26 protein-coding genes and 5 pseudogenes are annotated in these 25,880 nt (G+C 59.8%); 18 read left to right on the top strand and 13 right to left on the bottom strand.

Going from position 1 to position 25,880, the window contains the following annotated elements; all coding sequences use genetic code 11:
• Positions 1–125: 125 nt before the first annotated feature.
• Entirely contained in the window at positions 126–470 is a 345-nt protein-coding gene (locus tag XI02_RS39380) for a hypothetical protein (RefSeq protein WP_370142472.1), read from the top strand.
• A gap of 466 nt (positions 471–936) precedes the next feature.
• Here XI02_RS39380 and XI02_RS39375 read toward each other — a convergent pair whose 3' ends face one another.
• Positions 937–1,155, bottom strand: a complete 219-nt coding sequence (locus XI02_RS39375) for a hypothetical protein (protein WP_244980959.1) — start codon at positions 1,153–1,155, stop codon at positions 937–939.
• Between the two features lie 883 nt (positions 1,156–2,038).
• A complete protein-coding gene (locus XI02_RS39370) occupies positions 2,039–2,263 on the bottom strand; it encodes a hypothetical protein (RefSeq protein WP_244980960.1) in 225 nt (74 codons plus the stop codon).
• Between the two features lie 549 nt (positions 2,264–2,812).
• Here XI02_RS39370 and XI02_RS39365 point away from each other — a divergent pair.
• The 8 genes and pseudogenes from XI02_RS39365 to XI02_RS39335 all read left to right on the top strand — a co-directional run bounded on the left by XI02_RS39365 (position 2,813) and on the right by XI02_RS39335 (position 11,214).
• Positions 2,813–3,382: a hypothetical protein gene (locus XI02_RS39365; RefSeq protein WP_244980961.1), complete on the top strand. Its 570-nt coding sequence runs from the start codon at positions 2,813–2,815 to the stop codon at positions 3,380–3,382.
• 23 nt (positions 3,383–3,405) lie between these two features.
• A complete protein-coding gene (locus XI02_RS45720) occupies positions 3,406–3,657 on the top strand; it encodes a hypothetical protein (protein WP_244980962.1) in 252 nt (83 codons plus the stop codon).
• Positions 3,620–4,375 carry a hypothetical protein gene (locus XI02_RS39360; RefSeq protein ID WP_080686870.1) on the top strand — a complete coding sequence of 252 codons (756 nt, stop codon included), beginning with the start codon at positions 3,620–3,622 and terminating at the stop codon, positions 4,373–4,375. Before XI02_RS45720 ends, XI02_RS39360 begins: the two co-directional genes overlap by 38 nt.
• Positions 4,376–4,636: 261 nt before the next feature.
• Positions 4,637–4,951 carry a hypothetical protein gene (locus tag XI02_RS39355; protein ID WP_179077634.1) on the top strand — a complete coding sequence of 105 codons (315 nt, stop codon included), beginning with the start codon at positions 4,637–4,639 and terminating at the stop codon, positions 4,949–4,951.
• The gene (locus XI02_RS39350; protein WP_051448033.1) at positions 4,920–6,539 is read left to right on the top strand and encodes an oleate hydratase; all 1,620 of its coding nucleotides are present in this window, start codon (positions 4,920–4,922) and stop codon (positions 6,537–6,539) included. The genes XI02_RS39355 and XI02_RS39350 overlap by 32 nt, the downstream gene beginning before the upstream one ends.
• A 22-nt stretch (positions 6,540–6,561) precedes the next feature.
• Complete coding sequence (locus tag XI02_RS39345; RefSeq protein WP_129964742.1) at positions 6,562–7,320, top strand: glucose 1-dehydrogenase; 759 nt, start codon at positions 6,562–6,564, stop codon at positions 7,318–7,320.
• A gap of 40 nt (positions 7,321–7,360) precedes the next feature.
• A pseudogene (locus XI02_RS39340) lies at positions 7,361–9,113 on the top strand (oleate hydratase); the annotation flags it as partial.
• 765 nt (positions 9,114–9,878) lie between these two features.
• Positions 9,879–11,214, top strand: a pseudogene (locus tag XI02_RS39335) (IS5 family transposase).
• 97 nt (positions 11,215–11,311) lie between these two features.
• Here XI02_RS39335 and XI02_RS39330 read toward each other — a convergent pair.
• From XI02_RS39330 to XI02_RS39315, 4 genes are all read right to left on the bottom strand, one after another.
• Positions 11,312–11,719: a hypothetical protein gene (locus XI02_RS39330; protein ID WP_080686869.1), complete on the bottom strand. Its 408-nt coding sequence runs from the start codon at positions 11,717–11,719 to the stop codon at positions 11,312–11,314.
• A 367-nt stretch (positions 11,720–12,086) separates the two neighbouring features.
• Complete coding sequence (locus XI02_RS39325; protein ID WP_028342850.1) at positions 12,087–13,541, bottom strand: GntP family permease; 1,455 nt, start codon at positions 13,539–13,541, stop codon at positions 12,087–12,089.
• A gap of 4 nt (positions 13,542–13,545) precedes the next feature.
• A complete protein-coding gene (locus tag XI02_RS39320; RefSeq protein ID WP_028342849.1) occupies positions 13,546–14,598 on the bottom strand; it encodes a patatin-like phospholipase family protein in 1,053 nt (350 codons plus the stop codon).
• Positions 14,599–15,263: 665 nt separating this feature from the next.
• Positions 15,264–15,764: a DUF1269 domain-containing protein gene (locus XI02_RS39315; protein WP_016839870.1), complete on the bottom strand. Its 501-nt coding sequence runs from the start codon at positions 15,762–15,764 to the stop codon at positions 15,264–15,266.
• A 142-nt stretch (positions 15,765–15,906) separates the two neighbouring features.
• Here XI02_RS39315 and XI02_RS39310 point away from each other — a divergent pair, with 142 nt between their 5' ends.
• From XI02_RS39310 to XI02_RS45715, 3 genes and pseudogenes are all read left to right on the top strand, one after another.
• Positions 15,907–16,164 (top strand): hypothetical protein, encoded by a 258-nt coding sequence (locus XI02_RS39310; protein ID WP_155258663.1) that lies wholly within the window; start codon positions 15,907–15,909, stop codon positions 16,162–16,164.
• Positions 16,151–16,492: pseudogene (locus XI02_RS39305) on the top strand (transposase); the annotation flags it as partial. The gene XI02_RS39310 and the pseudogene XI02_RS39305, both read left to right, overlap by 14 nt.
• Positions 16,493–16,594: 102 nt before the next feature.
• Positions 16,595–17,656: a tyrosine-type recombinase/integrase gene (locus XI02_RS45715; protein WP_334369658.1), complete on the top strand. Its 1,062-nt coding sequence runs from the start codon at positions 16,595–16,597 to the stop codon at positions 17,654–17,656.
• Between the two features lie 14 nt (positions 17,657–17,670).
• On the opposite strand, the gene XI02_RS39295 is transcribed toward XI02_RS45715, so the two are convergent.
• From XI02_RS39295 to XI02_RS39285, 3 genes are all read right to left on the bottom strand, one after another.
• On the bottom strand, positions 17,671–18,162 hold the full coding sequence (locus XI02_RS39295; protein WP_075969327.1) for a hypothetical protein: 492 nt from the start codon (positions 18,160–18,162) through the stop codon (positions 17,671–17,673).
• A gap of 124 nt (positions 18,163–18,286) precedes the next feature.
• Positions 18,287–18,496 carry a hypothetical protein gene (locus XI02_RS39290; protein ID WP_028342848.1) on the bottom strand — a complete coding sequence of 70 codons (210 nt, stop codon included), beginning with the start codon at positions 18,494–18,496 and terminating at the stop codon, positions 18,287–18,289.
• Positions 18,497–18,959: 463 nt separating this feature from the next.
• The gene (locus XI02_RS39285; protein ID WP_244980963.1) at positions 18,960–19,226 is read right to left on the bottom strand and encodes a hypothetical protein; all 267 of its coding nucleotides are present in this window, start codon (positions 19,224–19,226) and stop codon (positions 18,960–18,962) included.
• 916 nt (positions 19,227–20,142) lie between these two features.
• Between XI02_RS39285 and XI02_RS39280 the strand changes: the two are divergent.
• Both XI02_RS39280 and XI02_RS39275 read left to right on the top strand, forming a co-directional pair.
• A pseudogene (locus XI02_RS39280) lies at positions 20,143–20,402 on the top strand (helix-turn-helix domain-containing protein); the annotation flags it as partial.
• Between the two features lie 318 nt (positions 20,403–20,720).
• The gene (locus XI02_RS39275) at positions 20,721–20,954 is read left to right on the top strand and encodes a hypothetical protein (protein WP_028342846.1); all 234 of its coding nucleotides are present in this window, start codon (positions 20,721–20,723) and stop codon (positions 20,952–20,954) included.
• A 90-nt stretch (positions 20,955–21,044) separates the two neighbouring features.
• Here the strand turns inward: XI02_RS39275 and XI02_RS39270 are convergent, their stop codons facing one another.
• A complete protein-coding gene (locus tag XI02_RS39270) occupies positions 21,045–21,356 on the bottom strand; it encodes a tyrosine-type recombinase/integrase (protein WP_028342845.1) in 312 nt (103 codons plus the stop codon).
• Between the two features lie 158 nt (positions 21,357–21,514).
• On the opposite strand from XI02_RS39270, the gene XI02_RS46545 reads away from it, so the two are divergent.
• The 3 genes from XI02_RS46545 (at position 21,515) to XI02_RS39255 (ending at position 23,138) form a co-directional block, all read left to right on the top strand.
• Complete coding sequence (locus tag XI02_RS46545; protein ID WP_080686866.1) at positions 21,515–21,814, top strand: helix-turn-helix domain-containing protein; 300 nt, start codon at positions 21,515–21,517, stop codon at positions 21,812–21,814.
• Positions 21,815–22,478: 664 nt separating this feature from the next.
• Positions 22,479–22,688, top strand: a complete 210-nt coding sequence (locus tag XI02_RS39260) for a hypothetical protein (RefSeq protein ID WP_028342843.1) — start codon at positions 22,479–22,481, stop codon at positions 22,686–22,688.
• An 87-nt stretch (positions 22,689–22,775) separates the two neighbouring features.
• Positions 22,776–23,138, top strand: a complete 363-nt coding sequence (locus XI02_RS39255) for a hypothetical protein (RefSeq protein WP_028342842.1) — start codon at positions 22,776–22,778, stop codon at positions 23,136–23,138.
• 409 nt (positions 23,139–23,547) lie between these two features.
• On the opposite strand, the gene XI02_RS39250 is transcribed toward XI02_RS39255, so the two are convergent.
• The 3 genes from XI02_RS39250 to XI02_RS44910 form a co-directional block, all read right to left on the bottom strand.
• Positions 23,548–24,267, bottom strand: a complete 720-nt coding sequence (locus tag XI02_RS39250) for a hypothetical protein (protein ID WP_028342841.1) — start codon at positions 24,265–24,267, stop codon at positions 23,548–23,550.
• Positions 24,268–24,551: 284 nt separating this feature from the next.
• Positions 24,552–24,830, bottom strand: a complete 279-nt coding sequence (locus XI02_RS44915; protein WP_028342840.1) for a hypothetical protein — start codon at positions 24,828–24,830, stop codon at positions 24,552–24,554.
• The gene (locus tag XI02_RS44910; RefSeq protein WP_028342839.1) at positions 24,830–25,450 is read right to left on the bottom strand and encodes a helicase-related protein; all 621 of its coding nucleotides are present in this window, start codon (positions 25,448–25,450) and stop codon (positions 24,830–24,832) included. Before XI02_RS44910 ends, XI02_RS44915 begins: the two co-directional genes overlap by 1 nt.
• Positions 25,451–25,510: 60 nt before the next feature.
• On the opposite strand from XI02_RS44910, the pseudogene XI02_RS39240 reads away from it, so the two are divergent.
• Positions 25,511–25,861, top strand: a pseudogene (locus XI02_RS39240) (acetyl-coenzyme A synthetase); the annotation flags it as partial.
• Between the last annotated feature and the right edge of the window lie 19 nt (positions 25,862–25,880).

Raw genomic sequence — 25,880 nt, 5'->3', positions numbered from 1 at the left:
GAAAAATTGCAAACCGGACAAGGCACACCTGGAGTCACTTCTCATGACGCTCGAGGGCGATATTTCCTTCAGGGTCGCTCGCCGCGAAGACGTTTTCAGCATCACGAAGGCGTCGATCCACAGCCTTGCACGCGCATCCTATCCCGCGTGAAGACGACGCCATTGCGGTGCTCTTCATCGGCACCGACGGGCTGCCCGGCAATCCGCACAACCTCGTGTCGAGATGGGGGCCGGTCGAACCCGTCTGGCGGGGCACGATCGATGGCAACTTCATCGCCGTGCAGGTGAGGGCGATCAACAACGGCTTCCGCCTGGCGCATCATGGTTTTGCGATACCGGTCTATGTTTTCACCGAAAGCGAGGCGACGTCAGCGCGGTTGATACCGGTGACCTCGGGCGCCGACGCAGGCAAGAAGCTGCTGTGCCCGATGCCCGGTCTCGCCTGCGTTATCGTTCTAGCGGTAGCCTAGGTGTCGGCTTGCTTGCCTCAAGCTCTGTAAGCGCGATGCTGGTTGCGATCTTCTCTTGAGACTATTTCTTAAGCGCCTCTATGGCATAGTCCAAAGCCTTTTTACGCATGATGGAATAATCTCCGCGGACCGGCGACGAAAAAGTGCGCGCGCGGCTGGAGGGCCACCCGCGCGAGTTTGCGCATGAAGAGGCTTTGCTGTCTCATGGGGGGCGTGAACATATGAGCAGCCGAGCCATACATGTCTCAGCAACCAGCGTGTCAAACGATCGCACCGCCTCTCCGCTTAAACAGATGCAGAACGCTGCGCCTTAAGCGCGACCTCGAATAGCTACTCGCACTTCGATGGCGACTTCCGGACATGCGCGTCATCAACCGGGACGCGACTGAACGAGATCGGACCTGCAGCGCTTAGTGACGCCGCGGCCGCGCGGTGATTGGGTCGATCTCGTCATCGTGTATGGCGATCAGCTTGCCGGACTGCAAGCCTGGCCTTTGCAACTGTTCTTCCTCGATCTGTTTAGCATTCGGGCCTTGGCGCCGCAGTCTTTCAGGCTCAGCTTCACGGCTTCTGCTGGATCGTTGACGGCAACCACGTACGTTGCGTGCCTGAGCTCTTTGTCCTCATCGCTGTCATCCTTGAAGATGGCGACCGTCACTATCCAACCACCCATCTTGCTGCGCATCGGGAGTAGCCGTCGCCATGAGGTCGGCTCGTACCGATGATCCTGCAAATTCGAAGCCATCGGACATGCATGCTGTCAACCCAGCGCGGCCGCACGCGATCAGGAAACATGCCTCTGACTAGCCTCAACGGCTGCCCGGAGGTAGGTCGTGCGGCAGCATGCGCATGACGCGCTCATCCACTTGCGCGTGGAGGGAGTTCGCTGAGTCATTACCTTCGAAAAAACCGGCGGTTCAGCCGGTCACGACTTCAAAAAAAGTCGTTCGTCCTGGCGACTCAATATCTCGCAGCCGGCGCGCCACCCCAGCGGTAGTTCACGCCGACCAAACCGATATCAACGTCCTGACCAATACGCGCGGTCCCTGCAAGAGCGCCAGGCGGACCGCCCACGAATCCGGTTGAAAAGAAGAAGTCAACAGCCCGATGACCCATACTGCACCCAGCAGGACGTTCTTCATACGAATTGACTCCCCGATGGTTCATCGGGGACGACTGCCATGTGTCGGTCCTCTCCATCAATAACCAAGCTCAGTAGTTGACTAAGGCGCAAGACATTTGTGGAGCCAGCAGCATGCTGAGCGAGCGCGTTGATTTGGGATGCCCGCCATTTCTGGTAGGAGCCTCGCGGTCGTTTTTTACCGATACTGGACCAACGTAGGCATATTGAACCAGCTCAACGCAGAGAGGCCCACAATCAAAATGGCTGTTTGGGGTGTGCTCGGCGTGTTGCGGTTCGTGTCTTTCGGTAGGTGTCTTCGGGTGGCTGGTAAGGCCGTTTGTGAGTCGGTCCATCAGGCAGATGCTCACGAAATCGTTGAGCAGCACGGATCGGCGCTGAGCGAATCGAGGCCCATACCGACGCGATGGCGTGGAAACGCGGGCCTCTAATCATGAATAGCGAAGGCGAGGAGATGGGCGGCAGGCTGATACGCGCCATTGCGCGTGCAGAGGTCCGAACGCGCGACCGCATAATCCGCTTGCTCGAAGCCGAGGACCCCCTCGATGCCGACGTCGAAGCGCTTCGCCCTGAAGAGCGGCGCCGCATCGTCGCGGCTGTAGAGTGCCAAGCACAGCTGGCCGATGCCGCCCTCAGGCTCCAGGAGCGCCAAGTCGCCGCCTTGGAAGTTTTGGTCGCAGGCGTGCAAAAGCGCGGCCGGGCTTGAGCGTCAACCTTGCTGCAACAGCGCCGACTCAAACAACGGCGATGACGGTAAGCTAGGGGCTTCTCATCCGCGTCGGAACTGGCAGCAAGACGTTCGCTTGCGCTGTCGATAATTGCGAGGCCGACAACGATCGACATGAAGTCGTTCTGGATAGGCCTTAGGTGCAAACATTAAGACGTGCACAAGTCGGAAAGCGGACAAGGCCAACACAAACATGGTGCCAACTGCCGGCCATTGCCTGGCACGAAGAATGCAGACCCTCGATATGCCCGGGGTGCCCTCCCTTGGGCATGGCCACCATCGCAAGTTGAAGCTGTGGCTGGCCCCCGAGGTTAGCGGCGCGTGACATAGACGGGGGACGGCGCGCCTGCTCGTGCGCGACACTGGCGGGCACCTGCGTCACGTCGCCGCTAACTTCTATCTATCGCGAATAGCGCATTCGGCGGTTGGTCCGCTTTAGAATTGGCGTGTCGACAAGAGCGGATGGGCGGACTTATGAACAAAATGGTTGGAAGACGCGTGCTTTGGTTCTGTCTCGGCCTGCTGCTGATCTGCCTGGCTGAGGCCGCCACGAGCAACAGTGTTCGCGCCGACGACAATCCACTTGTCGACAAGGTCAAGTCGATGTGGCGAGCACAAGACGGCGAGACAGTAGAACAAATTATTTCCAGGGTCGCGAAGGTGGCGCACTTCGTTCCACGAACGTGGGGAGTTGCCGGAGCAATTGATCAATCTGAGTATGTCTTTCTTTCGTGGACTAGGCACCGCCACCACAGATCACTCGAAGAATACGTTATCACCTGGAAGGTCAGACCGGACGGAGCGATTAAGATTGCGTCGACATATGCGAAGCCGATGGAATTGAGCTGGCGGGCCTTCGCGCTCTCATTGATTGCCGGTGAAGTCGCTGACGGCGAAGAGAACGTGAACCTTCGCTTTCTGCATGAGCCGACCAATTTCAACTTCGTCACGACCGCGCAAGGCAAGCTGGGTAATCTCCTCGGGCACGGCCGTTGCACGATCGTTGAACCTGTTAGCGTGGATTACTTGCCGAAGGTGGACTAGAATCAGGCCACGAAAGGTGATCTGTGGCGCGTGCTACTTTGGTGAACTGCAATATTCCGGGACCCCGTTATTTTACCCGCAAGGGGGGCATCACCTTCGAGAAGCGCGAGGGACAAGAGTGGGAGCCGCAATCCTTCCTTGCCAAGCGTATTGCGACATTTCCCCCGGGCTCTTGGTTTGATCACATCGAGCCGGATGAACAGGACGCGCTAGAAAGGGCGCGCAAGGCCTCGGCAAATGAACGCAGAGAACAATTTCGCGGCACGGCTGATTGACGCCGGTCGTCTCGCGGCAATAGCACGTACATGCGGTCTGAAAGCTGACGTCTCATATTACGTCAATGAGGCGCTCAAGGAGCTTTGGCGAAGCAGGTCTCCCGAAGAGGCAAAGAAGATCGCCGAGCGCTGGGTCTTGTGGGACGCAGAGGGGAGGCCGTGGCCGCGCATGCCACCGCTGGAAAACGTGGTCCAGTTCCATCGCGCCGGCACGGCGCAGGTACCGGTTGTGAATCGGCCGGTGACGCCGTTGCATGCAATCCGAGCTTGGTTCGAAAAACAGGACGACGGGGTGCAATGCGAGATCGCTGGCATGGCGGCGCTTTTGGTCTTCGAAGGTGCGGACCTTCTCGACCTCAGCAGCCGAGTGTGGTGCGACTGTCTTCGGAGGTGGCTGAGTGAGGCGGGCTTACCAGCCCATACGATCATCGGCCGCGCTTTGACGTTCCGGACCTGTTTTGAGTATTTCGCGGAGAGCAGGTTCACCGAGTCGGGGTGGAGGCGGTCCGAAACGACCGCTCTTAAAATTCTCGAAGATGCCAAGTGCGACCCGAACTCGGAAGCCGCGCGCCTTGCACCGATTGCCGAGAAAATGCTCGACACCCTGCCCGCTCGAAAGGGCCGTTGGATGGAGGTGCGGAAGTCCTGGAGAGAACTGGCCAGTGCCAGCCTCACAGCCCGAAGTCTCAGAGTTTGGAGCACCTTGCAGACGAAATGAAGGCTCACGGGCTCTAGGCGAAGAGTGCCTCGCCATCCCGAAAGACTTTAGCGAGATGGCAAGGACTGCTAGTGCTTGCGCTCGAACTCGACCCGGTCGCTGGCCAAGCACCTTGTAACGTCACCTTGGCATCGTCGTGCTGCAATATGGTCGGGTTCGGCAAAAGTGACAACCGGAACCAACTCAATTTCCGTCTTGTCCAGTTGCTTTCTGTCTTGTCTGGTTGGCGACGGGTCGGTTGGAAACCCGACATGACGACGCTTGCATTCCGTCTTCAAGAAGGGCCCGCAACCAGCTCCTTGCGCGGCGCACAGCCGCTGCTGGTATGACTTGGTCGATTCCGATCAACGCGGCGCTATTGCTGCTTATGGTCAGGCGCCCGACGGCGTCTGCATATGGCTTGTGTACGTCGAAGAGCTTCGGCGCTTGCTGATTATGCAGTCCCGGGAACGGTGGTTCGCGATCATATTTTTAGCACGCGCCGCCATCGGCGCGCCGATTGCATGGAATCTATATTTCCAACCGCTGCATGCCGGAGAACTTTATGCGCTCTGCTTCTCTCGTTTCCCGCCTTGATCCACCGAAGCAGGTGGCTCCTCGCAACGCCTATTTGGTCGGAACAGGCATCGCTGCCTTGGCCGCAGCGGCCTACCTCGTCAAGGAGGGCGGGCTATCGGGCCCGAATATCGTTCTGTTCGAGCAGATGGAGCAGTTCGGCGGAAGCCTCGACGCGCATGGCAATCCGAAGGATGGATACGTCATGCGCGGCGGCCGCATGTTCGAGGAAAGGTTCAATTGCACCTACGACTTGTTGTCCTTCATCCCCTCAATTGGCGACCCCATGAAATCGGCGAAGGACGAGCTGATGGAGTTCCATCAGGAGTTCTTCTGGAACGACAGGGCGCGTCTGGTTTCGGGCGGTCAGATCGTCGACGTCTCCGATCTGGGTTTCAGGGAGAGGGATCGGCTCGACCTGATCGCGCTTTGCGCGACTCCAGAATCGGTGCTCGACATCAGGACGATCCAGGACTGGTTCGAACCCCACTTTTTCCGCAGCAACTTCTGGTTCATCTGGTCCACGACCTTTGCTTTTGCGCCTTGGCACAGTGCGATCGAGTTCAAGCGCTACTGTCTACGCTTCCTGCATCTGTTCTCGACGATCGACACCATGGCAGGCATTTACCGCACGCAGTTCAACCAGTTCGACGCCATGGTCCGCCCGATCGTTGCATGGTTGAAGGCCCGGGGCGTGCGGCTTGAGATGGGGGCGGAAGTGACCGATATTGATGTTGTGATCGAAGGCGGGCAGAAGACCGCGACGCGTTTGCACTATCGGCAGGGCGGTGAAGATCGCGTCATCGATCTGGCTGAACAGGATCTAGTGTTCGTGACCAACGGATCAATGACGTCCGACACCAGCTACGGTTCGATGGACACGGTTCCGGCGCTGAATACGACGCGAAACGGAGGTTCGTGGAAACTTTGGGAACGTCTGGCTGCCAAGAGTCCAGACTTCGGGTGCCCCGCCGTCTTCGTTTCCAGGATCGACCAGTCCAAATGGGAATCGTTCACAGTCACGGCGGACGATTCGAGCTTCTTCGACCGGCTCGAAGCCTTTTCCGGCAGCAGAGCCGGCAAGGGCGGACTGGTAACGATCAAAGACTCCAATTGGCTCCTGACCGTCGTCCTTAATCGTCAACCGCACTTTTACGAACAGCCGAAGAATGTCTTGGTGTGGTGGGGCTATGGGCTCTTCCCGGACCAGCCGGGTAACTTCGTGCATAAGCCCATGTCGGAGTGCACGGGGCGTGAAATTCTCATCGAATTGCTTTCGCACCTGCGATTCACAGAGAGTATTCCGCACATCCTCGACACTTCGCGCGTCATAACGGCGATGATGCCTTACATTACCGCCCAGTTCATGCCGCGCGTGAGGACCGACCGGCCGAAGGTCATCCCGAAGGGATCGCGCAACCTCGCCTTCATCAGCCAGTTCTGCGAGATTCCCGACGACGTTGTCTTTACCGTCGAATATTCCGTGCGCGCGGCGCAGACCGCCGTTTTCGGCTTGCTCGACATCCAGCGTCCGGTCTCGCCCTTTTATAAGGGCCAGCATGATCCCCGCGTCCTCTTCGACGCCTGGAAGACGCTGCACCGCCATTGACCAACGGCACGAGGCAAGGATCATGGGACGTTTGAAGAACAAGGTTATTCTGGTGACCGGCGGAGCTCGCGGGATGGGTGCGGCTCACGCGCGTCTGCTGGTGGCTGAGGGGGCGAGGGTCGTAATCACTGATATTCTTCATATAGAAGGGGAGGCTCTCGCCGCTAAACTGGGCGAATCCACGGTTTATGTCCCTCAGGACGTTACCCAGCCGAAGGAGTGGGCCGAGGCGGTCGCAAGCGCCGAGCGGCGCTTCGGCGCGCTGCATGGGCTAGTCAACAACGCCGGGATCGCCAACATGGCCCCTATCGAGCAGTTCCCGCTCGATCAGTGGAACAAGACCCTCGCCGTCAATCTGACCGGTGTATTCCTCGGAATGCAGGCGGCCCTGCCGGCCATCAGGCGCGCCGGCGGAGGTTCGGTCGTCAACATCTCCTCGGTCGAGGGGCTGCGGGGCAGTGCCGGGCTCCACGCCTATGTCGCTTCCAAGTTCGGCGTTCGGGGCATAACAAAATCCGCTGCGCTGGAAGCCGCAGCCTCGGGGGTCCGCGTCAACTCGATCCATCCCGGCTTCATTGCCACCCCGATGACCGAGAGCTTCGAGTCCTCCCTTTTCCCCGTTCCACTCGGGCGGGCAGCCGAGCCGCAGGAAGTGTCGCAGGCAGTCTTGTTCCTACTCAGCGACGAGTCCAGCTACCTTACCGGTTCCGAGATCGTCATCGATGGCGGTCTAACGATCGGCGTCCCGCGCAAATGCCTGGCGCCCGAGAACATCTTTTAATGAGCCCAAGGATTGTCGATCCAATCGGACGGAATGTTCCATGTATTACGGTAGCGGAAATTACGAAGCCTTTGCCCGCCCCCGCAAACCCGAAGGTGCGGACAGCAAGACGGCATGGCTGGTCGGTGCGGGCCTGGCGGCGCTTTCCGGTGCGGCCTTCCTGATCCGCGATGGCCATATGCGTGGCGACCGGATCACCATCCTCGAACGGCTGAAGATCCCCGGTGGAGCGCTCGACGGTAACCAAGACCTGGGAAGGGGCTTCGTGATCCGGGGCGGCCGCGAGATGGAGGATCATTTCGAGTGCCTATGGGACTTGTTCCGGTCGATCCCGTCGCTGGAAATCGAAGGTGCCAGCGTGCTCGACGAATTCTACTGGTTGAACAAGGATGATCCGAACTACTCGCTGCAGCGGGCGACGGTGAACCGGGGACAGGATGCGCGTACCGACGGCCTTTTCACTCTGAGCGAAGAAGCGCAGAAGGAATTGATTGCCGTCTTTCTTGCCTCCCGTGAGGAGATGGAGAACAAGCGCATCGACGAAGTGTTTGGGAAAGAGTTCTTCTTCAGCAATTTTTGGCTTTATTGGCGGACGATGTTCGCCTTTGAGGAATGGCATTCCGCCCTGGAGATGAAGCTTTATCTGCATCGGTTCATCCACCATATCGGAGGCCTGCCGGATTTCAGTGCGCTGAAGTTTACCAGGTACAATCAGTATGAATCGCTGGTTCTACCGTTGTGCAAATGGCTGTTGGAGCAGGGCGTCAACTTCCGCTACGACGTCGAAGTCACCGATGTCGATTTCGACTTAAAGGCCGGATGCAAGCAGGCCACGGCCATCCACTGGCTGGAGGATGGCGTCGCCGGCGGTATCGGCCTTGGCGCCGACGATCTTGTATTCATAACGATCGGGTCGCTCACTGAAAACTCGGACAAGGGAGACCATCACACGCCCTCCAGGGTTGACGAAGGCCCGGCGCCAGCTTGGGATCTGTGGCGGCGTATTGCGGCCAAGGACGCGGCTTTCGGCCGCCCGGACGTCTTCGGCGGCAATATCCCTGCAACAAAATGGGAATCGGCAACGATCACGACTCTTGACGCGCGCATTCCGGCCTATATCCGCAAGATCGCCAAACGCGATCCGTTCAGCGGCAAGGTCGTCACGGGAGGGGTCGTCACGGCGAAGGATTCGAACTGGCTGCTCAGTTGGACTGTAAACCGTCAACCGCATTTCAAGCACCAGCCCAGTGATCAGATCGTCGTCTGGCTCTATTCACTTTTCGTCGACAAGCCCGGCGATTACGTGAACAAACCGATGCAAGATTGCACGGGCGAGGAAATTACGCAGGAATGGTTGTATCACCTCGGCGTGCCGATCGATGAAATACCGGGACTGGCCGCGACAGCCGCAAAAACAGTGCCGGTGATGATGCCCTACGTCACATCTTTCTTCATGCCGCGGCAGGCGGGTGATCGACCAAATGTTGTGCCCAAAGGCGCTGTCAATTTTGCCTTCATCGGCCAGTTTGCTGAGTCGGCGGAGCGCGATTGCATCTTCACGACCGAATACGCAGTTCGCACTGCGATGGAAGCCGCCTACACGCTCCTCAACGTTGAACGCGGTGTGCCGGAGGTGTTCAATTCGACCTATGATATCCGCAAGCTGCTCGTTGCAATCGGCAGACTGCGCGACGGCAAGGAAGTCAGAATCCCCGGATCGACGCTCTTGCGCGAGCTAATGCTGAAGAATATCGACGCTATGGAGCCCGGCGAAACTGCTCAATGAATATCATCGATCTCCAGGTGAGGGGGCCTTGTGCGGTCCCACCTGTCTTGTGCAGCTGGAGAGCTCTGTTCTCCACTGCTCGTACGAGGGTGAATTGCAAGGGGCGAGTGCTTCGTCGAGGGCCGAAAGCGGCGCACTCATAATATTGCGCATGACGGCGCACACGAGGCTACCATCCTGTCAAATCGGACATGAAAACCGGTTCTTGAGGCGTCACAGATCGGACGCATGGGCCTCGCTCGGATTGCGCAAACTCGGACATCTAGGCGTCCAGCCAACGACGCTCTTGAGGAGCCGCTGCCATGGTAGTGACCAAATTCGGCATGACGCTCGGTTCTGAGCGGGAGTGCAGGGACTTTGATTTGTGAGAAGTTTGAGGTTTTTGGGACTCCAGCCGATGAGATCGGGAGGACGGAAACATCCTCCTTCGGGCGCGATGCATAACATGGCGTGGTAATGGAAGCCGCAACCATCGCGCCTTCACATAATGCTGACGGCCGACCGTTGCTTGATAGTCGCGTTCGATGCGCCATCTGAGCTCCATATCGAGCAGGAGGCGGACGGAGGTGCTCTCAGGTCGAGCCGGATGCAGTATCCACAGTCGTCCGTGAAGAATGCGGATCGGCCTGAGAGATAGGCAGAAGTTGTCTCGATAAAGTATTCGATTTTGCAGGAAAGCCGGGTGTTGGGCCGCGGTTTCTTGCGTTTTGGGATTTTGCTTTCGAGCGATTCGTGATTCCCTGACGGCGGGTCATCGGCATTGGGGACGGCGATGAGCAAACCGCGGGATGATCGCCAGAAAGACCTGTTGCTTCCGGCGCTTGATCAAATCATCGACATGGGCCACCCGTTGGTGCGGTTGGCGGCGCTGATCGACTGGAAGTTTCTGGATGACCGCTTTGGTTCGGTGTGCCAAACCGGTCCGGGGCAGCCCGGCCTGCCGACGCGGCTTGTCGCCGGCCTGTTCATCCTGAAGCACATGCACAATCTCTCGGATGAGGTGCTGTGCGCCCGCTGGATCGAGAACCCCTTATTATCAATACTTCTGCGGCGAGTTGAGCTTCTGCCACCGGCTGCCGTTCGATCGATCGTCGATGACGCGCTGGCGCCAGCGGCTCGGCGAGGAGCAGCTCGTCGCGCTGATCCAGGAAAGTCTGTCGGTGGCACACAAGACTGGCGCCCTTGGTCCTAACGACCTGGAGCGGGTGGTGGTCGATACCACGGTGCAGCCAAAGGCCGTTGCGCATCCGACCGACGCACGGCTGATGCATCGGGCCATCACCAAGCTCGTCGGGTTCGCCAAGCGCAACCGTGTGCCGCTGCGCCAGAGCTATCTGCGCCTGGCGAAGCGCGCCGCCATCATGGTCGGCCGCTATACCCACGCGCATCAGTTCAAGCGCGCCCGGCGCCAACTCAAGTTCTTGCGGACGCGGCTTGGCCGGATCATCCGCGACATCCGCCGCAAGATTGATGGCGATGCGGTGCTGGAAGCGCGCTTCGGCCCGCTGCTCGATCTGGCGCAGCGGGTGCGCAGCCAGGATCAGCATCAGCGCGGCCCCAAAGTCTATGCGTTACATGCGCCGGAGGTCGAGTGCATCGGCAAGGGGAAAGCCCGCGCGCCTTACGAGTTCGGCTGCAAGGTCAGCATCGCCACCCCCGTGACGTCCCCGAAGGGCGGACAGTTCGTGCTCCATGCCAAGGCGCTGCACGGCAATCCCTTCGACGGGCACACGCTCGGCCCCGTGGTCGCCGACATGGAGAAGCTCACCGGCGTGGAGGCTCGCCGCATCCATGTCGACAAAGGGTACCGCGGCCACAACCACCCGCACCGGCTCAGGGTCTGGATCTCAGGCCAGGTCCGTCGCGTCACGGCTTCCATCCGGCGCGAGATGAAGCGTCGTGCGGCTGTCGAACCCGTCATCGGTCACGTCAAGGCCGAGAACCGCATGGACCGCAACTATCTCAAAGGCCGCGTCGGCGACCGTATCAACGCCGTCCTCGCAGCGGCCGGCTACAACTTCGGCCTGCTCCTGCGATGGCTCGCAGAACTCTTGCGTACCATCATCCGGGCGCTCGCCGAAACTGTCCCGGCTCAAAACATCGCTTAAATCAGCGCTCGTCCGCGTTCTTCACGGCGGACTCCACAACGTCCCCGACCGCCGACGTGTGGCCCCGGATGAAGCAGAGTACCGTCGGGCCGTTGCTTCAAGCTCGGTGGATTGCTTGGCTTGCCGCAGATGATGGCTGTGGTTTGAGATGATCCAATATCTTCGAGCCTTGGCTGAACGACTTCGACCAGAACTTCTCCGCAAAGTCCAGGTGGCACTTCAGGAGCTCCGAGGGAGTCTTGGAGTCGGAAAGATTTCTCAGAAAGTTGGCCTGGTCGTGCAGAGAGGAAGCGGCGAAACTTAATCCGTCCTTTAGTGCCGTCGCGAACAGGTGCCTTGTCGCTTCGATCGATTTTTCCCATTCCGGAAAAATTAATGGAATGCGTGATGCCGCTGCCGCTGCTTCTCTTAAGCCGTCGGGGCCGCCGCCCGATGCCTGGGCCAGTCCGGGCTCTGGACGTGCCCGCCGTTCGCGTTTCTCGTCTTCGGTTATATTCGCGGTCATTCGACGTCTCCTAGCCTAAGGGGATTGTAACGAGCTGAGTTGTTCGCTGCTCAGCTTCGATCATCAACCTTGAGAAGCTACCACAACCGCCAACATGTCATACCTACCTCATTTGGTAGCGCGTGATCACACTGCAAAATTGCGCACTCTGCGCGCCACTTGCCGGAATGTTCACTCGTCTCCGGCTCAGAGGCTGAGAACCGCGGTAACCTGATGGGCGCCGGCTATGCGTAGATCGCTGGCGCTGCCCGAGGCGGTAAGGTCGCACGTCGATACAGGCCAATCAGGCCTTCAATAACGGCTCACGAGTTCGAAGTCGGCCCTTACGGCGGACAAGATCGCGTCGATAGCGTCCTCGTCGTCCCTCCTAGAATGATCCGATCATCGAACCCAAAAAAATGACGAGGGTCAAGGCGATGATCGGCCCAACGATGTTGGCCATCACCATATCGAAGTAGCTCTTGCCATGGGTCGAACCGCAGACCGCAAGCAGCGTCACGACGGCACCGTTATGCGGTAGGCTATCGAGGGTGCCGGAACCGATCACGGCAATGCGATGCATGAGCGCCGGGTCAATGTGAGACGTCTGGGCAATCTGCAAATAAGTGTCACCAAGGGCATCGAGCGCAATGGTCAATCCGCCGGAGGCCGATCCGGTCAAGGCAGCAAGAACGTTTATCGCGATGGCGAGAGAGACGATAGGACCGCCGGAGATCGACAGTACCCAGTCGCGCACCGACACAAAGGCCGGTAGCGCAGCGACGACGGCTCCAAAGCCGACGAGGCTCGCCACGCTGAAAATGGGGAGCACCGAGGCGTTTGCGCCGGCATCCATGCTCGCCCTTAGATCCGTCAGACGGGCTCGATTGAGCGCGATGAGCGTCGCCGCGGCGGCGGCGAGAGCGACTGCGACCGACCACACCCCGGCGACGCCGGCAAGGGATGTCCCGCCCCAGCGCTCCTGCGCGAGGAACGAGAAATTGAGCCGTGGCAGGATCAGGAGCGACATCAGCAGATTCACGCCCACGACCACGAGAAGCGGGATGATCGCCGTGCCGATCGGTGGCCGCACGTCGCCGCGCTTGCCATGCATTATTTCGGCCGGATCGAACTCGTGGGACGATGTCGCGCGCTCGCGGATGAACTGATCGTCAGCGACCGCTCCGCTGACGAGCTCTGCGTCTCCGCCATAGCCTTCACCGGTCTTGCGTGCCGATCCCTCGGCGCGGCGGAGCCACCAGAGCCCGAATGCAAGCATGATCGCCGCAGCGACGATGCCCAATCCGGGCGCGGCAAACGGCGTGGTTCCGAAGAACGGCATCGGAATCGTATTTTGAATCGCGGGCGTTCCGGGCATTGCCGACATCGTGAATGTAGAGGTGCCCAGAGCGATGGTGGCCGGCATGAGCCGATGTGGGATGTTCGCGACGCGAAACATTTCCCGTGCCATCGGCGCCAAAACGAAAAAGGCGACGAAAAGGCTTACCCCGCCGTAGGTGACGATCGCGCCGGCAAGCACAACGGCAAGAATCGCGCGACGCGCCCCGAGCTTGGTGCTCATGAAATGGGCAATCGCGTGGACCGAACCGCTGTCGTCCATCAGCTTGCCGAACAGCGCACCGAGCAGAAATATTGGGAAGAATTGCGCGATGAACTGCGCAGCGCCGCCCATGAACGTCTGCGTCCAATGGGCGAGCAGGGGCTCTTCGGCGAAAGCCGCAGCGACGATCGCGGCAGCCGGCGCCAGCAGGAGCACGCTCCATCCGCGGAACGAGAGCCAGATGAGCAGGCCAAGGGCAACCAGGATTCCGACGAGGCCCATGGCGTCAAACCTGCTGCAAGAGCAAATCCAAATCCATCGAGGAACGCCTGCCGATATTCCGGTCGTTCGCGGCGAGGAATGCCTCCGCGGCACGGCGGCCTTCGTCGCGCAGCATGCAGAGAAAGTCCCACTCGGCATTGAGCTTTGACGAGACGCCCAGCCCGGCCAGAACCTTGCTCGCGATCAGATGGATGCGCATCTCGGCCCATTTGCGCCCCTCGGAACTCCCGGCGTCCGCGACCTGCCGCAGCAGCGCGATCATGCGCAACTCCTTGAGCAGCGTGGCGTTGAACGCAATCTCGTTCAACCGATCGAGGATCTCGCGCGCAGAGCGCGGTGTCCCGGGTCGCTCGACCGGGTTGACGGCGACGAGAAGCGTGTCATGCGAGTCACACTCGCGTACGAGCGGTGTGATCGTCGGGTTCCCGGAGTAGCCGCCATCCCAATAGGGCTCGCCATTGATCTCTATCGCGCGGAACAGGGTGGGCAAGCAGGCGGAAGCGAGCAGAACGTCGGGTGTAAGCTCGGCGTTGCGAAACACACGCCCGCGGCCGGTATGAACGTTGGTCGCCGTCACGAACAAGCGGATCGGGGAGTTCGCGATTTGTCGAAAATCGACCGACTCGGCGAGGACCTGGTGCAAAGGGTTTGTGCCGGCAAGATTGAGGTCGTACGGCGAGAACACGCGGCTCGCCAGATCGAAGGCGAGATAGAAGGGCGACGTATCAAGGGTCCAGCGACCGAGGATGACGTCCAGCGGACTTCGCCGAATGAGACTGAACCGCGCTGAGTCAGCGACCCGCCGCCAGAAGGCCTCCAATGCAGACTTGGCGCCGGCCCGGCCGTTGGTCATAAAACCGCCCGCCAGCACGACGGCGTTCATCGCGCCGGCCGACGTGCCCGATATCGCCTCGATGCGCAGCCAGGTCTCATCCATGAGCCGATCGAGCACCCCCCAGGTAAAAGCGCCGTGCGATCCACCGCCCTGCAGCGCGAGATCGACCAGCACGGCATCGCGCGCTTGGCCCGCGCATTTTTGCGGCTCCTTCAAGGCCATGGCGGGCTCCGACTGGCCTGCCACGTCGCGGCCGGCGAACGACATACAAAAATGTCGTCAGCTCCTGCCAGGGAACGGTTGTGGGAGTGGTCGCGGACGCTCGATTCCTGGCCGACCAAGTCTCGGAGGCCGAGTGACCGGGCGGTGGCCTGGCCGTCGCCATCCGTGCCATCCCGCCGGACCACCCCAGCCCAAGCCGCGCCTCGAAGCAAAACCACACCGATACCAGCCGCCACCGCGCCATCCCCTATTGTACCAACAATAGCGATGGCCCCTCCAGACGAACTGGACAGTTTCCGCGAGACGAAGCTCGTCGGCGGCCTGACGCACGCCCAGCGGCGCCATAGGGCCGGCTTGCGAGCGACCGCTGGTCGCCGTAATCCCTGCCGAAGCAATCCCAAGTGCGAACCCCCATAGAAGCAATCTTCGCATGATTTTCTCCCGGCTTTTGATAGCGCGGAAGAGAGCCGGCTGAGCGGCCGCGGAGCCGCATGGCTGCAGCCGGCCTCCTTCGCGGGCGATCCCGCCCAGGGACCGATGCCGTTGCGCACCGATCCCTACGCAAAACTGTAGCGTATTCCGCTGCCACAGCGACTGCCGTGACAGCGCAGCGACTACCGTTCTCGGCGACGCTTTGACGCTGGCGCCAGGTTTTGGCTCACTGGCTAGGCAGGCTTGGCCTGAGTTGCGGCTGCGAGAGCATCGCGCAGGTGCTGCTCTCTCTTTTCATCGAGCGAGGTTGTCAGGACAATCCCTCCCGCATCCTTAATCGCATTGAGAACCTTGTCTGACGTCATAGACTGGATCAGCAGGAAGAGGACGGCATCGCCCGATCTTACCTTCGACGCGAGATCCTTCATGAACTGGTCTCTGATCCCGAAATCGGTCAGCGCACCGCTCAGTGCGCCTGCGCCGGCTCCGAGAGCCACGCCTAGAAGCGGATTCAGGAAGACCATCCCCAACAGCAATCCCCAGAAGCTGCCACTTGCGGCGCCAGTCATAGTGGTATTCACAAGTTGACTGAGTTTTACAGAGTCCCCAGTTTTGACGGCGATCACGGCATCGCTGATCGTGATCAGATACTCGCTCTGGAGCTTGAATATTTTCTGCCGAACTTCCTCTGCTTTAGCTTCGGATGGGTACACGATCGCAACAAGGTCTGACATTAAAAGCTCCCCTGATGACTTCTAGTGCTCCCCATTTGCCTGCTTGATGCACGGCCGAAGCTTACCCCCCGAAGATCTCTTGTCGACTGGTCAGACAAGCAGGTTGACAATATCAAGATGCTTTGATCTGGGGCCGCGCCCAATGGAAGTCCAACTCTCAACGGTCAACGTAACGGAACTCAAACAAACAGTCGCAGCCGAAACCGACCCGTCAAAGCCGGGCCTGATCGCCGACGCCAGTACGATCCGCTGGCCGGGAGGCGAAAACAAAATTGAGGCCGATCAGCTCGACCGCGAGTGTCGGCTCGCTCGCCATCGCTGTCGGACTGCTTTGGGCGGAAATGAAGTCGCGATGACCTTCAAGCCAGGCGCTCGCAAATACACTGACCGAGGTTGGTGACGTGAACCGTTTTGAGAGCCCACGTCAACTTATGGGTTACCTCGGCCTAGTGCCAAGCGAACGATCGACGGGAGAGTCTGTCAGGCGTGGTAGCATCAGCAAGGCGGGCAACGGCCGTGTTCGCCACATGTTGGTCGAAAGCGTCTGGACATATAGACACCCGCCGAAGATCGGCAAGACAAAGCTATACCGGCTTGAGCAGGTGTCGCCGGCAGTGCGAGAGATTGGTTGGAAGGCGCAGAGCTGCTTGACGGCCCGCTATCGGAAGCTGGCTGCGCGCGGCAAGCGAACGACGGTAGTCTGCACCGCTATCGCCCGTGAACTGGTGTGCTCCGGCGGCGCCGGCGCCCTGCGCAAGATCAGCCAAGAGGACGTGATCCGCTACGTTGAGCGCCACGCCCAGGATTGGGGCCCGGAAACAGGCAAGGCGATGTGCTGGTCATTGCGTGCCTTTCTCCGTTACCTCCACCATCGGGGGCTGAACGCGCGCTCGTTGGCGGATTGCGTTCCATCGATGCGCCGATGGAAGCTCGCAACTCTGCCGACCTATCTGCGTGCCGCTCAGGTGCGGAGGGCTCTCGACGGTTGCGACCGAGAGACGGTGATGGGACGGCGCGACTACGCCATTCTGTTGTTGCTGGCCAAGCTCGGCCTGCGGGCCGACGAGGTTGCGACGCTCACCGTCGACGATATCGACTGGCGCGCCAGCGAGATACTCGTTCGCGCCAAGGGCCGACAGCGTGCACGAATGCCGATACCGCCAGACATTGGCGCGGCTATCGTTGCATATCTGCGCAATGGCCGCCCAAAGTCGTCGTGCCGACGGCTGTTCGTCCGCACACTCGCGCCACACGTCGGCTTTGCTTTCGGATGCGCGATCACCATGATCGCCAAGGCCGCTCTCGATCGCGTTGGAATCGAAGGTTGCGCCCACCGCGGCGCCCATATCTTCCGACATAGTCTCGCTACCGATGACCTTGCCCCCAAGTTTTATCCGGTCCTGAGTTCGCCCCGGCTGTTGGATTTGCCCGGTTGGGCGGTGGTAGCGACGGGAGCTGGCGCGGAGCCCTCGGCATTCTTACAAATCGCTGGCGACCGCGCTGGGCGTGCCCGAAATTCTGTTCAGCATTTTGCTAGGCCACGCCGTGCCGGGCATCAGCGGGCGCTACATCGGCGAATTGGCCGTGCTGCGGTCAGTGGAGCTACGCGAGGCGCAAGAATCCATCTCGCGCCCGGTGTTCGAATTGCTCGGGCTCAAACTTACTCGGGATGCGAAACGTCCGAGAAAGGCGAGGGCCGCATAATGAGCCGCAACACACCACGTACCACGGGCAAGCCGCAGGCCCTACGGGCCTACGGAAAGCCGGACGTGCTCCGCACATCCGCAAAGTCGCACGGGATACGGATTGCCGATAGCGTGCTCGCGTTGGTCGCGACGTTCCGACAACTCCTGAAGGTGATGCAGCGCGTACGCTACACGCGCGAAGATTAGAAACGCTCATCGCATCATTGTTGAAAGATGCCGAGATCGTAGCAAGCCCAAGCCCGGGTTCTAACGCCGGGAACAGCCTTGCTCGCGGCTGCCGCCATTCCGGCAACTTTGCAGTCAGACATCGTCGCCATGTAGCCCTCAAGGATCGTTATTTTACCGTCCTCTTGCGAAACGTAGGCAATCACACCTAGTGCGCCCGTTAAACCCTGTTCGCGCGTAGTATCGTGGCAGACATAGGACGCGGAGCGGCTGGGCTTCGCGGTCGCGGCTTCTATCGCTAGCTCACCAATCCTTCGACACTCATCTAAAGTCTTTGATGGCCGAGCAGCGATGTTGACGGTGGCTAAAATGCTGAGGTGCGTCGAAGCGACAATGAGGATGAGCGGTGACATGTCGGCTGACCTCGTAATTCCGTTGAAACCATCAAGCGATCGGAGATTGATGGGGCCGGCCATCGCGCTGGCCTTGCGTTTCTGGCCGATCTCTTTGCCTTCATCCCAGTCCAACCACTTGGGTCTTCTCTGTCGGATCGCACGTACAGCCGCCATGCTGCGCAAGCCACCTTAACGAGCGATACGGCTGCCTCTGCAATGAGAATGGTGTGACTTCCGGAGGCTGGGTGGATGCTCATTAGCGCTCGTCCTCATGTGCCGCGTCGGAGATGATCCTAAGAAGTCTAAAGAGCGTAAGCGGATGTTTGCGGATGAGTTCTGTGCTCGTCAGTACGAACTCGTCAGGGCCTCCGCGCTCACGGATCGTCTCGCGAAGTGCGGCGAGCTTGTCTGGATCGGCAGAGCGAATAGCGGCCTCGAATGCGGGGACGAATTTGAGCCTGTCCATTGCAACAGCCTCCTTAGCGACCCTTTCAGGGGGCGCGGATCATCTCGCGGCTTTTCGCGCGAAAAACGCGCGGGCGGCTGGAGGAACCACCCGCGCGAGTTGCGCCAACAAAGAGGCTTTGCTATCTCATGGGGGTTGCGTGAAGTATGAGGAGCCAAGCCGAAGCGTCTCTCAGCAACTCGCGTGCCATTCACAAAGCCGCGCGTAGCGCTATGAAAAAGCGTGCGGGCGGCTGCTGACGACCGCCCGCACGAGTTACGATGCGTAGACTTGGCCCTCACTCAATCAATAAGCGACCAAGCAATCATGGTTCAGCAATCAGCGTGCCAGGCGGCTACATTGCGGAGACAAGCAAACGGCGCGCTTTCATACCTTGTGCAGATTGACTGCTCGTGCGAGCGGCGGCTTCCGAACGACAATGTCATGAACTCGACGCAACTGATCAAGATCGGACGTGGAGCGCTTAGTGACGACGATGGCGCGAGATGATCGGATCGAACTCGCCATCGTGTATAACGAGAAGCTCGCCGGGCTTCACGCCAAGTCTTAGCAATTGCTCCTCCTCGATGGGGCAGTTGAGGATTGCGGCCTTCGCGCCGCTGTCTTTTACGGTCAGCTTCACTGCTTCCGCCGGGTCAGCGGCAGCAACGACGTAAGTTATGTGCCTGAATTCTTCGTCATCGTCGCCGTCTTCCTTGAAGACAGCGACCGTCACCAACCAACCATGCATCTTGCTGTGCTCCCGTAAGTTGTCGGCTATGAGCTGCTGAGCCTTGCAAATCCGGACCCATCGAACGCTCGTGAGGTCGGCTGGCGTCCGTAGCATTCCGGGAGCCCTTCCCTCCGCGCCGCACATTGAGCTAGGCTCGCAACCTCATGAGGAGCGGACGTGTGACGAGTGAGAAGCGGATCAGGGTCGAAGGACGGCCTTCTGTGCTGTCGCGGCTTCGCCGGGTGCAGGCATGGCGCCGGAAGCGGGCTCCAGCGCCTTCTATCTGATCCCTACATCGCGGAAACCGATCCGGGGCGGTATAGTCCATCAAGGCCGCACAGCACTACACGGCCGTCTCTATCCGCGCGGAAGCCATCTTGAAGGACCTGATCCCGCGCTAGGTCGGAAAGCCTGCATGTGACTCCCGGAAGGGCGTCCTTGCCCTTTGAACGGGCTGAACGCTACATCGGCCCCGGGCCTTATTGCATAAGCATGGCGATCGCTATGATCGCGAGGAAGCCTAGTCCCATCAAAATGACGCATACAACGTACGCTAGGTCGCTGCGCATTACCCAGCTCCAGGCCTCCTAAAGGACATCGAAACGTGCGGGCGACTGCCGCCGCTGACGGACCGCCCGCACGGTCCCATAGGACGAGGCTTGGTGCTCAGGAGGGGCATTCAAAAGCGACCAAGCTCTGCCAACCTGACACAGCAATCCGAGCCCTACACCTACTTATATGCGTAGGTGCCGGTCGCGTTTTCCGGACGCCGAGTTCGCGCTCGGCCATTCGAAAGCGACGATCACTGCGATCTGGACGGGCGCCGTTACCGTCCCCGGGACGGCCGTCAATTGCGGGGCGATCTGAACTTCAACGATTCTGGTTGGGGATTGCACAGGGAATGACCAGCGAGGATGCTGCGCTAACAGCTGGTATGTCGCAGCCTGTGGGAACCAGATTGTTCCGAAAGGCAGGCGGAATGCCACCAGCGACGTTCAGATCTTCAGCCAAGCCGCCGTCCGGGCGGTATCTCTCTTTTGCAGAACGCGAGGAGATCGCACTCTTCGCGTTCAGGGCCTCTCGAGGCGTGAGATCGGGCGCCGTCTTGGTCGATCTGCCTCGACCATCTCGCGTGAGTTACGACGTAACGCCGCGACGCGCAGCGGCGGCTTGGAGTATCGTGCATCGACAGCCTAATGGCACGCCGAGCGATCGGCCCGTCGGCCCAAACCCACCAAGCTTGCACTCAACACAACACCTCGTGCCGCGTGGGCGTGCATCACCGATGAAAAGGTCCTGCGCCGGGAAATTGCGCGGACGTTTAGCGACAAAGCCAACCATCTCTACACGGTCGATCAAGAGGGGGTCACCGCCGATGAAAAGGAAACGGACATTCGTCTGCGGTCTACGGCAGCCAGTCAACAGGCCACTCTCGAACTTAAGATTGGCGAACAGCCGCGGTCTGCCGGTGCGTTGCGTGGGGCCCTGAAAGATCAATTGCTGAAAAAATACATGTCATCCGACGAATGCCGCGCTGGTTGCCTATATATCAGCGTCGCTTCGGACCGGACGTGGCGGCATCCCGATACAGGCAAGAAACTTGATCTCGACGGCCTCATCGAGATGTTAAACGAAGAAGCGGATCGAATTGCCGCTGATTTGGGAGGGGCTGTCCGGTTGATGGCCAAAGGCCTCGACTTGCGGCCGCGCCTGCCGCCCGAGAACGTGGCGGGTGGCGACGAGTAGTTGCGTTGGCGGAGAAAAGCGGCTGCGGCGGTCATATTTGACCAACGACTTAAAGAGCGTTGAACCTTCCGAGCTACCCGTTTAGCGCGGTTAAGCATTGCAGGGATGCTCTCGGTCGTCGCAAGTCCTAGGCTCAAACATTGCTTCAAGCTTGCGTGCGGCACTTTCCGCCAACCTTACGTCGCGGCCGAGATAGTGCTTATCAAGGATGCTCTCTACGTCCTTCAGGCTATGGCCGGTGAAGGTCGCGATCTCCGGGACCGTTGATCCGGCAAGCGCCAATCGGATCACCGCCGAGCCTCGGAGATCGTGGAACGTGAGATCCTCGTTGATGCCGGCCTTGTCGAAGGCTTTGCCCCACGACGAGCGGAAACCGTCCTCGGTCCATGGACGATTGCGCACGGAATCGCACAGGCGGGCTTCCCAGCGGCGACCTGCCTGCTTGGGATAGCCCGCGTGGTCAGCGGTTCAGGCCAAGCCGGTCATATGATAGCCCGGAAGAGCCCGGTTCGGGCACTGAGTGTCCGGCCTGAAGCCATCTGACAAAGAGAATCTTGCCCATGACGCCCCTATTGAAACCCGCCGAGGTTGCCGCCGCTTTAAATGTTTCTCCCAGAACCCTGCGCGGACTGATACGGGATGGTCTCATTGCCTACGTGATCACCGGTCGTGGTAAGAAGCGACCGGGGATCGGGTTCGAGGCCACCGAGATCGAGAGGTTCAAGGCTGAGCGGCGCAGGCGCGAATGTCCGCCTACAAGCGTGAAGGCAGCCCCTTCAATCAGTATGACTTCTGAAGCCACGGCCGGCAGTTTCCTGGCTCTACGGAAGTTACGTCAAAAGCCGAAGCGCGGCGGGTAGGAGTTTCCGTCGGATATGCCGTGCTCGCAATAGGTTGGCTCAATGGGTTGTGACGATGCCGAAGGACCCGTCGCGTTTGCGCGCGCGTCAGCCGGAAATACCCACTTGCAATTCCATAGTTTGCGAGTGGCTGGTCGGTCACCTCGACAATGACCGGCATGTGGTTTGTGTAGCAGTGCTTGGTTCGAAAGCTCGTACCAGCACAGCTTAAGTCGGCGCAACGATGAAAGGTAAAACGATCACAACTCAGCAATGATCCGGAAGCCTTCGTCACAACCAGAGAACCCCTGACGGCAGCCGTATTGGCTCGAACGGTTGATCCAGCGCCCGCGGCAAGCCCCTCTGGTCAGAGTTCGGTCACTTATTCCAACGCCAGATACTCGTCGAGAATACGCCTGATCGACTCCGGGCGTCCCGGTTGATCTGGTTGCCTTTTGATCCAGGCATCAAGGGCAGCCACCTGCTCTGGAAGCAAGCGCACCAGAATCGGCGTCGCGTACGTCGGTGGTCTTCCGAACCTGCGCTCTTTCTTTTTTTTGGGGATCTGAAACTCATCGCGACTTTCCAATATTAACAAGTCGAGGGGCAGCGAAGGGTCGTGCGCCATCCCTGTCTATGACTGAAGCGGCCGTTTCCAATATTGACAAAACCGAAGGAAGTTTCAATGACAGCATACGAAATCGATCTGATCGGTGCCTTGGCCGAGGCGCTGGCACTCGAATATGCGGACGTCGACGACGAAGATCTCCTCGGCATCTGCCAGGGCGTCGGTCTCCTGACGCGAGCGCAGCAGTGCATCGAACGGTGGGGCCGTCAGTGCCCCGTTCCCGTGGCACTTGTCATCGCGCACTACAGGCAGCGTGTTCAGCCATAACCCGCTCATCGAGCGAAGGGCACTTTTTGCCTGTCTGGCACATCAACCCAACCGAAAACCTTTAACTCATCTCATCGTGGAGAGAGAATGTTGCTGTTGAACCTTTTTGCAATTCGCCGTCTCGACACCAAAGAGGCTGTCGGGCTCTATTGGGCGCCGGACCTCGAGACTCTGTGGTGGATGGTCGAAGCTATAGTCGATCCCGACGACTGTGAGTATTGTGTGGTTGATGCCCCCGCGGCAATAACATGGCCGGGTGAAGTGCCTGCAATCGGCGTCGAACGAGGGGAAGACGATAAGAGCATCGAGGCACTTTCACGCGACGTGTCATTCGAATTCGCGCTCTCTGACGTTCTCCACTGCGAGATCATAAAGGGCTGGATACAGATGCCGTCCGCTCCTGAGCCCGGAGAAGAATACCCGGAAATTCTAAGGGAGTGGGAACGCTAGGGAGTAGGGCGCGAGGAGAGAGACCCAGCTGATGCCGCTTGGGCCTCAGCCGGATCCGATTTATCTGGTGTGCATGGCCCCGAGCGGCTTGAGAGCCGGCTCATGGTTTCCCCGAACATCGGTGCTCTGGGATCTCAATCGAAATTCTGGCGGGCGCGGGCTTCATGCCGGCCAACGGCCGCAGCCACGATCCGATTGACGGTCTACCGTGACGTCGAAGGGGTATATGCTTTTATAGGGGCAGTGATCGCGCCGCGCCGGCATGGTGCCACGGAGATCGCGCTCAAAAATTTCGAAACACAGACACTTGTACCATCTCCGACGAGACTCGCAGATCGGGTCAAATCGAGGGATGAAGAACGATCAAACCTGGTTGTCGTCGCGCCTCTTCAGTTTTTCGGCCTGACCGTCAGTTTCCGAGCGCCGGAGCGCTGCTGCTTCGGCGGAGGGCGCGACTTGGTTGCGGCCTGTTCGATCTACTGCTTCCGCGGTCGTTGAACATCAGCGCAAGCAGGAAGCGCGCCAGGCGCGGCGTCAACGGAGCGTCGTTCGCCGTCCGGTGGCCTTCGGCGTTCAGGCGACGGGCGACGTCCCATGGCTTACGCGTGTGCTCGCGGGTGTAGGCCCGGAAGATCGGCTCCGACTTTCCGAACAGCTTTCCCAGGTCGACCTCGTTCGAATTGAAGTGGATCATCTCGGCTTCGGTCATCGGGGCTCGTGAATCCTCGACTAGCCGCTTGCCTCCCGCAGGGATGAGACGAGGCTGTCTGAGCTGCAACGCTCCCTGCGGCGGAGGCGCTACTTCCTCCGCCGGCGCGGCAGGCATAGTCACCGTTACACCGATCCGGAAGAAGACCGGCCTGAGCGCCTCCTTGTGTATGAAGGAGATCTCATCCCCTCTCATGTTGATGAAGTCGCCCACATCGAAGATCGGAAGTTCGGAGTGGCAAGCGAACGTCGTAGTTTCTCCGTTGCTTGAGTCGAGATACTCCACGGTGACGGCGTTCTCGTCGCTGATGCGGTCCACCGCGAGCACGATGAGCACCGTCCATTCGTCGGGGGCTCGACGACCGAACACTTTGTTATCAAACAGGCCGACGACGTTGGCAGCAGAAATCAACTCCTGCACGGCCCCGCGGGCCCGCCGTTGCGGCGACCGGTCCGTGGGTCGGTAATCCCTCGGGATGTCTGTACAGGGGTGTTTGGGCCAAGGCGGACCCAGATGGTCGAAAAACACGCGGCTGCCGTGTTCGTTTGTGTAAAAAACACGCTAGCATTACATTCGGGGTAACGCGCGTTCGCGCCTGAAAGTATTTCTCGCGCAGGCGTTCGACCGCCGGGGCACGCGCTCCATCCTGTCTGACCGCGATCGGCTGCACCACGACACGGCGTTCGCCGTTACCACCAGATGTCTCAACCATCCAGAGCGACAGCAGCCTGCCCGCCAACCTCGCCCGACACTGCAATTCCGAGATTCTCTGGCGGCAAATTGCGCCAACGTTCCAGCTCTTCCTGTACCAACGGATGGTCTAAGCCCATCAACTGCAGTTCGTCCTGATTCGTCGCAGCTTCGCGGTTCAAAGTGAAGCGCGCACGGCGAGTGCCTTCCGCGGTGATGAGGTCGTAGGTTGCGTCATCCAGCTTGATCAGCTTCTGCTGGAGGTCTGCGGCCGCAGTCGAGAAGAAGCGCACTAGCCGATCCAGACTGGACGAGACATCCGAGAAGGCTTGTAGTCATCAAGGCTGAAGCCATCGAGGTCTTGAAACAAGTCAAACACCACTTGCCGCGCTTCGCGCGAGTTCGACAGCGCGGCTTCTAGTTCCACCTGGGTGCGCTTCAGCTCGGGGTCGGAAAGCGCCTCCTGATAAAGGCGGTCATCATTCAGCCGCTCGGACAACTGCCCGAGAATCTGCGCTTGCAAGTCCTCCGCCGCGTTGCCTTGTTCATCCACCTTTCCGACCGTGCGTGCGATCTCGGTCAGCTTCTCGTCCAGCAGCAGAAAGATACGTCCTTCGATGGTATCCGAGAGAACGAGATGGTAAACCTGTGCGGTGTCACGTTGACCGTAGCGATGGATGCGCCCAATGCGTTGCTCCATATCCATCGGATTCCACGGCAGATCGAAGCTGAACAGGATTCGCGCGAATTGCAGATTGATGCCTTCGCGTCCTGCTGCCGTGCAAACCAGCACACGCGGGCCATCCTTTTGGCGGAAGCGGCGCTCGGCCGCCACCTTGGCTCTGTGGTCACCACCGCGCAGCACCACGACGCCCTGACCGGGGAACGTCTGCTCGATCTCGCGGGCGATCATATCGACTGTGCCGAGGTAGGTGGCGAAGACCACAATCTTGTCACTCGGATTCTGTCGCCACAGAGTTCGCTGGTCGCGCATGAGGCGGTGTCGGAAGCCGCCGTCGTCGGCTACCCGCACGACATCAAGGGCCAGGGCATCTATGCCTATGTCACGCTGATGAAGGGCACTGAGCCGACCGAAGCGCTGCGCAAGGAGCTGGTCGCCTGGGTCCGCAAGGGCGTCGGCCCGATCGCATCGCCGGACCTGATCCAGTTCGCGCCCGGCCTGCCCAAGACGCGCTCCGGCAAGATCATGCGCCGCATCCTGCGCAAGATCGCCGAGGACGAACCGTCCAGCCTCGGCGACACCTCGACCCCGGCCGATCCGGCCGTGGTCGACGACCTCGTGCAGAACCGGCAGAACAAGAGGGTGCGCAAGCGTAGGAAAG

The sequence above is a fragment of the Bradyrhizobium sp. CCBAU 21365 genome (genome assembly GCF_015291305.1).
Taxonomy (GTDB): Bacteria; Pseudomonadota; Alphaproteobacteria; order Rhizobiales; family Xanthobacteraceae; genus Bradyrhizobium; species Bradyrhizobium elkanii.
Note: the sequence above shows the minus strand (reverse complement) of the source record. Positions and strands in the feature narration are given on the sequence as shown.

What these genes read in the sequence shown, in the direction of transcription:
- XI02_RS39375 (WP_244980959.1), bottom strand. Translation starts at nt 1,155, where the DNA reads ATGCGCAGCAAGATGGGTGGTTGGATAGTGACGGTCGCCATCTTCAAG.
- XI02_RS39365 (WP_244980961.1), top strand. Translation starts at nt 2,813, where the DNA reads ATGAACAAAATGGTTGGAAGACGCGTGCTTTGGTTCTGTCTCGGCCTG.
- XI02_RS39360 (WP_080686870.1), top strand. Translation starts at nt 3,620, where the DNA reads ATGAACGCAGAGAACAATTTCGCGGCACGGCTGATTGACGCCGGTCGT.
- XI02_RS39350 (WP_051448033.1), top strand. Translation starts at nt 4,920, where the DNA reads ATGCGCTCTGCTTCTCTCGTTTCCCGCCTTGATCCACCGAAGCAGGTG.
- XI02_RS39345 (WP_129964742.1), top strand. Translation starts at nt 6,562, where the DNA reads ATGGGACGTTTGAAGAACAAGGTTATTCTGGTGACCGGCGGAGCTCGC.
- XI02_RS39330 (WP_080686869.1), bottom strand. Translation starts at nt 11,719, where the DNA reads ATGACCGCGAATATAACCGAAGACGAGAAACGCGAACGGCGGGCACGT.
- XI02_RS39325 (WP_028342850.1), bottom strand. Translation starts at nt 13,541, where the DNA reads ATGGGCCTCGTCGGAATCCTGGTTGCCCTTGGCCTGCTCATCTGGCTC.
- XI02_RS39320 (WP_028342849.1), bottom strand. Translation starts at nt 14,598, where the DNA reads ATGGCCTTGAAGGAGCCGCAAAAATGCGCGGGCCAAGCGCGCGATGCC.
- XI02_RS39315 (WP_016839870.1), bottom strand. Translation starts at nt 15,764, where the DNA reads ATGTCAGACCTTGTTGCGATCGTGTACCCATCCGAAGCTAAAGCAGAG.
- XI02_RS39310 (WP_155258663.1), top strand. Translation starts at nt 15,907, where the DNA reads ATGGAAGTCCAACTCTCAACGGTCAACGTAACGGAACTCAAACAAACA.
- XI02_RS45715 (WP_334369658.1), top strand. Translation starts at nt 16,595, where the DNA reads ATGTGCTGGTCATTGCGTGCCTTTCTCCGTTACCTCCACCATCGGGGG.
- XI02_RS39290 (WP_028342848.1), bottom strand. Translation starts at nt 18,496, where the DNA reads ATGGACAGGCTCAAATTCGTCCCCGCATTCGAGGCCGCTATTCGCTCT.
- XI02_RS39285 (WP_244980963.1), bottom strand. Translation starts at nt 19,226, where the DNA reads ATGCATGGTTGGTTGGTGACGGTCGCTGTCTTCAAGGAAGACGGCGAC.
- XI02_RS39275 (WP_028342846.1), top strand. Translation starts at nt 20,721, where the DNA reads ATGTCATCCGACGAATGCCGCGCTGGTTGCCTATATATCAGCGTCGCT.
- XI02_RS46545 (WP_080686866.1), top strand. Translation starts at nt 21,515, where the DNA reads ATGACGCCCCTATTGAAACCCGCCGAGGTTGCCGCCGCTTTAAATGTT.
- XI02_RS39260 (WP_028342843.1), top strand. Translation starts at nt 22,479, where the DNA reads ATGACAGCATACGAAATCGATCTGATCGGTGCCTTGGCCGAGGCGCTG.
- XI02_RS39255 (WP_028342842.1), top strand. Translation starts at nt 22,776, where the DNA reads ATGTTGCTGTTGAACCTTTTTGCAATTCGCCGTCTCGACACCAAAGAG.
- XI02_RS44910 (WP_028342839.1), bottom strand. Translation starts at nt 25,450, where the DNA reads ATGATCGCCCGCGAGATCGAGCAGACGTTCCCCGGTCAGGGCGTCGTG.